Here is a 10,056-nt window from a genome sequence, read left to right as displayed (position 1 = left end):
ACCCAGACCGAGCGCGTTCACGTCCTTGAAGGCGAACCCGCCACCATTACTGCGCTACGGGATATTTGGGCGCAACTGCGCGCCAGCGAAACTGAAGATAAATTTGCAAATTTTGTGGTCCGGCGGGCAACTCTCGCCCTAGAGCGTGCAGCATCACAACTGCTTGGCCCCCAATACAAAATGCCAAAACTGGTGCGCGAAGAAATACGCGCGTCCAGCCGCTTTCAAGAGGGCCTTCGGCTACTGGCTGAACAAAAACAACTACCACTCATTCAAGCCGAAGCCTTGGCCGACAAAGCCCTCAAAGAGTTGGCCTCGGGCTTTACGCCACTGGGCCTAGACATCAATCTTATTATGGGCCGTATTCTTTACCGGCGTGGCTACGTTGAGCAATTGGATATTGATCCCCTGCAAATTGAAAAAGTCCGCAGCGAAGTGCATGGCAAGCCCGCAATTATTCTACCCTCGCACCGCTCCAATATGGACGTTGGGGTGATGTCCGTCGCCCTACACGAAGCCGGACTACCTCGTACCAGTACCCTCGGCGGTATTAATATGAGTTTCTGGCCAATGGGCTATATTATGCGCCGCTCTGGGGTAATCTTTATTCGCCGCGATATTCGCAGCGACCCCGTATACCGTTGGGTGTTAAAGGAATACCTCGGCTATATGGTCGAAAAACGCTTTAGCCTGCAGTGGTATATAGAAGGCACCCGCTCCCGCACCGGAAAGTCGCTACCGCCCAAACTAGGTTTATTAAAATATGTGGTCGACGCTTACCGCGATGGCCGCTGCGAAGACATTGCCCTAATCCCCGCCTCTACCACCTACGATCAGCTCAACGAAGTGAAAGGCTATGCCGGTGAAGCGATGGGCGTTGCCAAGAAAAAAGAAGATTTAAAATGGATGATCAATTATTTTAAGTCTGCCCACGGTCGCTTTGGCCGCATTTATGTCCGCTTTGGCGAACCACTCTCACTGAGCAGCTACCTCGGCAGCCATGAAGAAGCCAAGCAACTCAGCGACAGCGACTACCACCTTGCCCTGCAAAAATTGGCCTTTGAAATTTCATTGCGCATCAATCAGGCCACGCCGATCACCGCCATTTCCCTCATTACCATGACCGCCCTCAGCGCCTTTCGACAAGCCCTGAGTTTTGAGCAACTTAAAATGGCACTGCGCGAGTTCGTACACTACACCGAACTCCATGACGCGCCGATGACTGCTAGCGCCAAGCGGTTGCTCTGCGATGAGGGCATTCAAGAGGAACTCGATGCACTCATTGGCCAAGGCCTTATTCACGCCGAAACCGACGGCCCCGAGGCGGTTTTTACCATTAATCGCGACGCCCACGTTGCCGCCTCCTATTATCGCAACTGGGTGATTCATCACTTTCTCGACAGCGCTATTGCCGAGTTGGCATTAACCGCCGCTGCCGAAAAGAGTGAAGGCCAAGCCATAGATATTTTTTGGGACACGGCGCTGCAACTTCGCGACCTACTTAAATTCGATTTCTTTTTCTTAGAAAAAAATCAATTTCGCAAAACCCTGACCGAACGTTTAGCCAAGGTCGACCCCCAGTGGCAGCAAGCCCTGGAAAGCGGCCCAGAAGCCACCCTCACCCTACTCGGCGCCATGCAGCCCATTACCGCCGACAGTGTGTTGCGCTGCTTCTTAGAAAGTTATTGGGTGGTCGCCGTCTGCCTTAAATTACAAGCCGACAAGGACGCCCTCGGCAACAAAGATTTCTTCCAGTTTTGTGCTGGCGCGGCGCGCCAGTATCTATTGCAAAAACGCATTATTCACTCCGAGGCGGCATCGATACATTTATTCAAAACCGGCTTACAAATAGCCGAAAATCGCGGCGTTATCGACAATACCGGAGGCTATCAGGCCCAGCTAGGACAGCGCTATATCGAGGAGCTAGAGACACTTTTACAGCTCAGTGATCATCGCTTTGCCTCAGCCCGCCGCACCTTTAATCAACGTTTTTTTAATCGAGTTCAAAACCATGACTGACAGCCAAAGTACGTTTAAAGATGAGGTCGACGCCCTAGAGTTGCTTATGCTGCGCGGCGAAGCCTCGGTAAAAACCCGCAGCGCAATGCTGTCAATTGCCCTGCTCGATGAGGTGCCAGATTTCACAGAGCTGCGCGCCACCTTCGACTACGCCAGCAGGCAATTTATTCGTCTGCGTCAGCATATTGTCGCGCCCGCCCTCGCCATTACTGCCCCGCGCTGGGTAGTCGATCCCGACTTTAACCTAGACTACCACCTGCGCCGCATTAGCGCGGCTAGCCCCGGTAAGCTGCGCGATGTACTCGATACCGCCAGCCAAATCCTCGCTGCGCCAATGGACACCCAGCGCCCGCTATGGGAGGTTTTTATCGTCGAAGGCGTCAAGGAGCAAGGCGCTAAGGCGGCGTTGGTTATAAAAATGCATCACGCGGTATCCGACGGCATGGGCGGGCTTATGCTTTTAAAGCTCTTATTCAATGACCGCCGAGCGACACCTGCGCGACCACCACTGGCCGCCCCCATCCCTGAAGACATCGACAGTATTAGCCTAAGTCGGCGCGGTATTAGCCAAGCTATTGTCAGGGTAATACCCAGCATCAACAAAAAAATACGCGTGGGAATTCGCGGTGGCAAAGACCTACTACAACACCCCAGTGAACGCCTAGACGAACTTAAGCAACATTGGCAATCGGCCAAACGTATTTTAAGCAGCGGCGACAGCCAGCCTTCACCACTGCTTATGCGCCGCAGCCTTGGCCGTCGCCTCGACGTACTGGAATACCCCCTTGCCGACCTAAAAGCCTGCGCAAAAACCTTAGATGCCAGCGTCAATGATATTTACATTGCCGCCATTGCCGGTGGCCTACATCGCTACCATAGCGCACTTGGCTGCAAGCTCGCCGCACTGCCACTGGCCATGCCGGTGAATTTGCGCACCGCGAATGATAGTGACGGCGGCAACCACTTTGCCGCAGCGCGTATTTCCCTGCCCCTGAGCGAAGCCGACCCCAGACACCGTATTAATCTAATTCAAGCCCAAGTGCAGCAAGCCATTGCCGAGCCAGCGATCAATATTGTTAACCGCGTTGCACCGCTGTTAGTCCACCTACCCGCTAGCGCACTTAAGGAACTCAGTGAACTCGCCAGCCACGTCGATGTACAAGCCTCCAATGTACCCGGCTTCCGCGATCCGGCCTATATCGCCGGCAGTAAAATTGTAAAAATGTACCCCTTTGGGCCACTGCCGGGCATTCCGCTAATGTTAGTGATGATGTCACACGAGGGCGTATGCTATATCGGCAGTCACTGTGATACCGCAGCGTTTAGCCAACCCGATCTGCTAATACAATGCCTAAGCGATGAATTTAACGCCCTGTTAAAACCCGCCGCTAGTCCGGCAAAGAAAAAAGCCCCTGTTCGCAAGCCGGTTGCAGCAAAAAAACCAGCACCCAAAAAAGCGGTCAACGCCAAAGCAAGTACCCCGGAAGGAAGTAAATCATGAGCCACCCAGATCAGGTCTTGGCATCGACTTTACACAGCATACAATCGTCAAAAAAAGGTCCTTCGGTATGTGTATTTTTTGACCTCGATGGCACCATTATCGCAGGCTTCTCGGCCACCCACCTGAGCAAGCAACGCCTAAAAAACAAAGACATTACGCTGCAAGAATTTCTGCGCACAGTGAACACCGGCATCAATGCCGCCATCGGCAAAGCCGACTTTGAAGACCTGTTGCAAATTGGCGCTGACGCGTGGAAGGGTCGCAATCATCTCGAACTCATGGCCATGGGCGAACTGCTGTTTAACAAAAAAATTATTAATTTAATCTACCCAGAAATGCGTAAAATTATTAAGGCTCACCAACAGCAGGGTCACACGGTAATACTGTCGTCCTCGGCCACCTGCTACCAAGTAGAACCCATAGCGCGCTTTTTAGGCATTGAACACGTGCTGTGCAATCGCTTTGCACTCAGTGGCGAACAACTCAGCGGCGAAATAGCAAAACCCCTAATTTGGGCCAAGGGCAAAGCCCAAGCAGCCCAGCACTTTGCCGACGAGCGCCAAGCGGCACTGAGCGACTGCTACTTCTACGCCGACGGCAATGAAGATGAAGCCTTAATGCATTTAGTTGGACATCCCCGCCCCACCAATCCCGGCAAAAATTTAGCGCGGGTTGCAAAGTCACGGGGCTGGCCAATTCAACGTTTTGTCAGTCGCAAAAACAACGGCGCCCTGCGCTCCACCGCCGGTGTAATGAGCGTGCTGCCATTTGCCGGTATTGGCTTAGGGCTCGGTTTACTCAAACGCGACAAGCGCGCCATATTAAATTACGCCTCGCCCCGCTGGATTGATCGCATGTTTAAAATAAACGGCGTGAAACTCAATGTTATTGGCAAGGAGAATCTCTGGGCGCAGCGACCCGCGGTATTTATTTTTAATCACCGCAATAACTACGACGCTTTTATGGCCGCCAAACTGATTGAAAAAGACTTTACCGGCGTTGGTAAAAAAGAATTAGAAAATCACTGGCTCACCGGCACCATTGGCAAACTCGCCGATGTCGCCTTTATCGATCGCGCCGACTCAAAAGGCTCAGTGGAAGCACTTAAGCCAATAGAAGAACTGGCCCGCAAAGGCATCTCAATCTGCCTCGCCCCCGAGGGCAATCGCGTCGACACCGAATTAGTGGGCGAATTTAAAAAAGGCGCATTCCGCATGGCCATGGCCGCAGGCATACCCATAGTGCCAATTGTATTTCGCAACGCTGAAATGATCGCCGCCAGAGACGCCGCTGTTATGAGCCCAGGGACAGTTGATGTGGCCGTGCTGCCAGCCATTTCCCTTAGCGACTGGACGCTAGACAACATTAGCGAAGGTATTGAGGAGGTTCGCCAACTTTATATCGATACGCTGAGGAATTGGCCAACAATATAAGCTAACAATTTTGAGGAGCTGCGAAGCATCCCAGCCCCTCAAATATCGTAAACATTAAATTTAAATCTTCGATTTGAGCTTGGCCATGGCTTTACTTAAAAATTTCTCGCTCTGCTTCATACCCGACTCCAGCTCTTGCTGAGTACTGATGTCATTCACCGCCTGCCACTGAGCCGCGACACTTTCTGGGGTTTGCTCCTCCGCAGACAAGAAAATTCCGTCTGTTTCAACGAGCCTAGCACTGGCATAACCACCGGCGCCCGCGCAGAGAATTTGGCGAGTTGGAGCATCGTTATGGCAAAGTAACAATGCACCCGCTGTCACCGCCTCAGGTGTCAGTAATCCCATAAACTCTTCCGGCATAATGTCTTCGGTCATACGTGTGCCAGCAGTTGGTGCCAGCGCATTCACCCTAATATTGTTCTTGGCGCCTTCCAAAACTAGAGTGTTCATTAAGCCTAAAACAGCCATTTTTGCCGCGCCGTAATTACTCTGACCAAAGTTACCGTACATACCGCTCGACGATGTGGTCATCACGATACGCCCGTAGTTTTGCTCGCGCATAATGTCCCACACCGCTTTGCAGCAATTCACCGACCCCATCAGATGAACGTCCATGACTAATTTGAAATCATCCAAGCTCATTTTAGCGAAAGATTTATCCCGTAATATTCCTGCATTATTAATGAGAATATCAACTCGCCCCCACTTGGCCATGGCTTGCCCGACCATGTCTTCAACTTCTGCGAAATTGGCAACATTGGCACCGTGAGCAATCGCATCACCACCGCCTTGTTTTATTAATTCAACCACTTCAGCGGCCGCAGCAGAGGAGGCACCACTGCCATCGCGTGCGCCGCCCAAATCATTAACGACCACTTTTGCGCCGCGAGCAGCCAAGGCCAGTGCGTGGCTGCGGCCCAAACCATTGCCCGCGCCAGTAACTATAGCCACTTGGCCATCAAATCGAATTGTCATTACATTCTCCTTAAGCAATCATTTGCACGGTTAGCCATTCAGCCACACAGGCGGGTTTATCTTCATTTTCTATTTCAATGGTAACCTGAGTCTTAAACAGGTACTGACCTGGCTTACTGGTACTTATATCTAGAATTTTCGGCACCGCGCGTATACGGCTATTCACTTTGACCGGCGAGATAAAGCGCACTTTATCGAAGCCATAATTCACACCCATATAGTAGCCATTAATCAATACACTGTATTGTTCGGCAAAATGGGAGAGCATCGACAAACTCAAAAAGCCATGTGCAATCGTAGTACCAAAAGGCGTAGCCTTGGCTTTATCGGGATCTACGTGAATAAACTGGCGATCTAAAGTGCAATCTGCAAATTTATTAATGGTTTCTTGGTCAACGGTAAACCACGATGTTGGCTCCGGCTCAAACCCGATTTTTTCAGCAATCTTTTCTTTATCAACAAAAGCAACCAAGGCAATATCCTCTCTTATTAGTATTAGATCTTAAAACCATGCTGCCCGCATATCATAAGCACTGCGATCCAAGTCAGTCAGAATTTTTGACCATACTTGGATTTGTGGTAGCTCAAAGCTATAGAAGTATCGAGCAGCTTGCAGCTTACCACGGTAAAAATTTTCATCGCTTTCATGCGGCTTTTTAGCGAGAGCATCGGTCGCGACAATACCTTGTTTCAGCCACAGCCATGCAATAACTACGTTGCCAAACAGTTCAAGATACTTAACCGAGTTTGACAGCGCCATGTCGATATTCTCGGTCATCATCGCCGCTAATAACGAGTTTGTCGTCGTCTTCAATATTCCTACTGCCTCACTCAGTTGCTCGGCGAGGTCAGCCAGCTCCGCTCGCGAATGAGCCGCATCGATACCGCTTTGAAACTCTTCTAACAATAGCTGGTAGCCCATCATATTATTCATTGGTACTTTACGCGCGAGTAAATCCAGCGACTGAATACCGGTGGTGCCCTCGTGAATTGGGTTTAAGCGATTGTCCCGATAAAACATCTCCACCGGATGATCGTTTGTATAACCCGCTCCGCCCAGTACCTGAATAGCAAGATCATTGGACTTCGGGCCGTATTCCGACGGCCAGCTTTTTATAACCGGTATGAGAATATCCAGCAAAGTTTTAGCCCGAGCCCGAGCGGCGTCAGTTTCAGCGGTGTGACTGTCATCAACCAGCTGTGAGCCTAGCAAACACAGCGCCATGGCCCCTTCGGAATACGCTTTTTGGGCCAGCAACATCCGCCGCACATCGGCATGTTCAATAATGTTTACCGGTGCCGAGAGCGGGTCTTTACACGAGGGTAATCGGCCTTGCGGGCGCTCTTTAGCGTAGTGCAGCGAGTACTGGTAGCCAGTAAGTGCGGTGGTTGCTGCGCCTGTGCCGACCATAATGCGGGCTTCATTCATCATATGAAACATATAGCTGAGGCCACGATGTTCCTCGCCGACCAAATAGCCCACAGCACCACCCTGCTCGCCAAAATTAAGCGCACAGGAGGTGTGGCCACGACCACCCATTTTATGGAATAAGCCGGCTAATGCCACATCATTGCGCTCACCAATGGAGCCGTCTTCGTCAAGTAAAAACTTAGGCACAATAAACAGCGAGATTCCCTTGGTGCCTTTGGGCGCGCCTTTTATCCGCGCTAAAACCAAATGCACAATATTCTCGCTAAGATCGTGATCACCGCCCGATATATAAATTTTGTTGCCGGTAATACGATAGGTGCCGTCATCCGCCTTTACCGCGCTGCTGGTAAGGTCGGCTAAACCTGAGCCCGCGCTGGGCTCAGTCATTGCCATGGTCCCCGCGAAGCGCCCGATCCGCATAGGTTCTACCCAAGTTTTAATTTGCTCGGGGGTACCGTATGCGGAAATTAAGCTGGCATTGGCAGAGGTCAACATCAAGTAACCCATGGCAGTACTGCCAGTAGCCGACAAGTAAGCACCGGCAACCGAGGCCACTATCGGCGGTAACTGCATGCCGCCTAATTCAAAATCAGCAGTAGTCGAACCCAAGCCTGCAGCCAATGTTGCGTCTAAAGCGACTTTTATTTCAGGTATCATCGCCACCTTTTTACCATCAAAAGTCGGCTGATGGAGGTCCATTTTTTGACGGATTGGTAAGAAATAACGCTCCGCAACCGTTTTAGCGGTTGCAATAGATGCTAGAAAGGTTTCCCGACTATGTTCGGCGTAACGCGATCGGCGTGTAAGGCTTTCTGAATCGAATAACTCAAAGAGCATAAACTCCAAGTCTCTATCGCATAAAATAGGCGCAGACATTATCTAACCTCAGCTGAGTAATTTTTATAAAGGAGCATTGTCATACCGCGGGCTCGGCATCACCACGACATTCGATGTCTTGTTTCCAGAAATAAAGCCTAAGAAAGAGTCTGCACAGCTCAATAAAACAACAATGGGTGTTTTTTCTTGTCATCGACTAGACCCGACAAGTCTAGGGCGTCGTCTTCAGGGTAAAGGGTGCAGATGGTAAGTCGAGGTTCAGAGGCATATGCCGTCGGACCGAGTGCACCGACAGTCGTACTTACACTAAAGAAAGTTGCTAAATCGTCATCGAAATCAACCTGCACCCGATAACTCGCCATCGGCTCTAGTCCCGCCGCCCGCTGACGCCAGTCAGCAGGAACGCTTGGCGCCGCGTTCAACCTTGCTAAGGTCGCGCGATCGGAGTCTTTATTATTGAATAAGGCTACCTGCTGTAAGCTCATTAGTATCACAGACAAGGTGTTTTCGAGATTGCTTACCCCCCCGCTGACCCCGCGGCTGAACAGATAATCATAGAAATTACCTGTTTTTTGCAGTTCGTCACTCGACAATAATTTACTGTAAAACCCCAGCCAGCCACGATTGACCATCAATATATTAGCTGACGTGTCCATTAAAGAAGTCGGATATGGATCAAGAGCACGCAAGGTTAAAATCATTGCCTTACGCAACCATTTTAGCTCCGGCGCATTAAAATCTATTATCTCTTCCGAAGCCGCATAGCCCGCCGAAATCCGTAAATGATTTAAGTCCCGCTTACCTAAATTCAACGCAAGCGCGATTTCGCTAATAATTGCCTCGCTAGGACGACTGCTGCCATTTTCTAAGCGGCTAATATGGCGCGGGGAACACTGCAGACGAAAAGCGAGCTCCTCTTGGCTGAGTCCATGTACAGCTCGCCAAAACCTCAAAAACCGAGCAAACGCGAATTCTTCTAATGAGTCTGGCATAGAGGTTTAACTTTGCATCAATTGGTATGCGGAGTTTTAGTATGGTATCGGATGATAGCAGACTACCTTGATTGATGCTTTGCAAGGGGAGACACTTGACGCCAGAGCGAACATGTAGGCTTTAGCTTTTGCGTTCACCGTCTCCCGTCTAGCGTGGCGCTGTTAGGGGTGTTGCGGGTTTTAAAAAGGCTTAGGGCGGACTGCGGTTCTTAATTGAGTGCGGTGCGTAATGATTACCTACTTTGTGTTGCGAGCAGTGCTGAGCCTGCCCCATGAGCGAAGCGAGTGCTTTGGGTACGCAATCGCTACGCGACGCCTTCGCTGCGCTATGTCGCACCAAACTCGTTCTTGCAGAACAGAGTTCAGCGTGGCCCGCGAAGCGCTGTGGCCATGTTGCATGAGCCCGGTATTTAGTGAGCGACGCTTCTCGCGTCCTAAATAAAAAACCCCGTCCAGCATAAGCTGAACGGGGTGTCAGTGTGGCCCACGACTGCAGGGAGTGCTGTGGCCATTTATTTAGAAGCCTGGCGAGGGCCCAGCCCGCGAGCGTTAGCGAGTGCTTTGGCTGTGACCTACGTAGGCCATCGCCTGGTGGAGCCCACTTCCAGTAACCCATAAAAAAACCCGAGACTCTATTGAGTCTCGGGTCAGTGTGGCCCGCGAGTAAAGCGAGTGCTTTGGCCATTTAAATCAAAGCCTGGCGAAAGCTGACCCCAGGAGCGCAGCGACTGTTTTGGGTCTGGCCGTTGGTACCCAAAGCGCTTCGCGGGGCAGGCTCTCGTCGCCAGTTGCCCAACTATTTAGATTCCACAAAGTAAAATGCCCCAACCGAATTCGGCTGGGGCATTTTGATTTAGAAGCCTG

At 51.0% G+C, this 10,056-nt stretch carries 7 protein-coding genes; 3 read left to right on the top strand and 4 right to left on the bottom strand.

What is annotated here, in order from left to right:
* The 3 genes from AB4876_RS18840 to AB4876_RS18830 all read left to right on the top strand — a co-directional run.
* The coding region (locus AB4876_RS18840) for a glycerol-3-phosphate 1-O-acyltransferase (protein WP_368383237.1) at positions 1-2,019 on the top strand (2,019 nt) is incomplete at its 5' end.
* Positions 2,012-3,520 (top strand): wax ester/triacylglycerol synthase domain-containing protein, encoded by a 1,509-nt coding sequence (locus tag AB4876_RS18835; RefSeq protein WP_368383236.1) that lies wholly within the window; start codon positions 2,012-2,014, stop codon positions 3,518-3,520. The genes AB4876_RS18840 and AB4876_RS18835, both read left to right, overlap by 8 nt.
* Positions 3,517-4,953 (top strand): HAD-IB family hydrolase, encoded by a 1,437-nt coding sequence (locus tag AB4876_RS18830; protein ID WP_368383235.1) that lies wholly within the window; start codon positions 3,517-3,519, stop codon positions 4,951-4,953. The genes AB4876_RS18835 and AB4876_RS18830 overlap by 4 nt, the downstream gene beginning before the upstream one ends.
* Positions 4,954-5,013: 60 nt before the next feature.
* Here AB4876_RS18830 and AB4876_RS18825 read toward each other — a convergent pair whose 3' ends face one another.
* The 4 genes from AB4876_RS18825 to AB4876_RS18810 form a co-directional block, all read right to left on the bottom strand.
* Positions 5,014-5,931, bottom strand: coding sequence for an SDR family NAD(P)-dependent oxidoreductase (locus AB4876_RS18825; RefSeq protein ID WP_368383234.1), 918 nt, complete (start codon positions 5,929-5,931; stop codon positions 5,014-5,016).
* Between the two features lie 10 nt (positions 5,932-5,941).
* Entirely contained in the window at positions 5,942-6,403 is a 462-nt protein-coding gene (locus AB4876_RS18820) for a MaoC family dehydratase (RefSeq protein ID WP_368383233.1), read from the bottom strand.
* A gap of 30 nt (positions 6,404-6,433) precedes the next feature.
* Positions 6,434-8,239, bottom strand: coding sequence for an acyl-CoA dehydrogenase (locus AB4876_RS18815; protein WP_368383232.1), 1,806 nt, complete (start codon positions 8,237-8,239; stop codon positions 6,434-6,436).
* Positions 8,240-8,358: 119 nt separating this feature from the next.
* Entirely contained in the window at positions 8,359-9,192 is an 834-nt protein-coding gene (locus tag AB4876_RS18810; RefSeq protein ID WP_368383231.1) for a helix-turn-helix domain-containing protein, read from the bottom strand.
* Positions 9,193-10,056 lie beyond the last annotated feature (864 nt).

The sequence above is a fragment of the Zhongshania guokunii genome, from assembly GCF_040892635.1.
In the GTDB taxonomy this organism is placed as follows: domain Bacteria; phylum Pseudomonadota; class Gammaproteobacteria; order Pseudomonadales; family Spongiibacteraceae; genus Spongiibacter; species Spongiibacter guokunii.
This window is presented reverse-complemented; position numbering and strand designations above follow the sequence as displayed.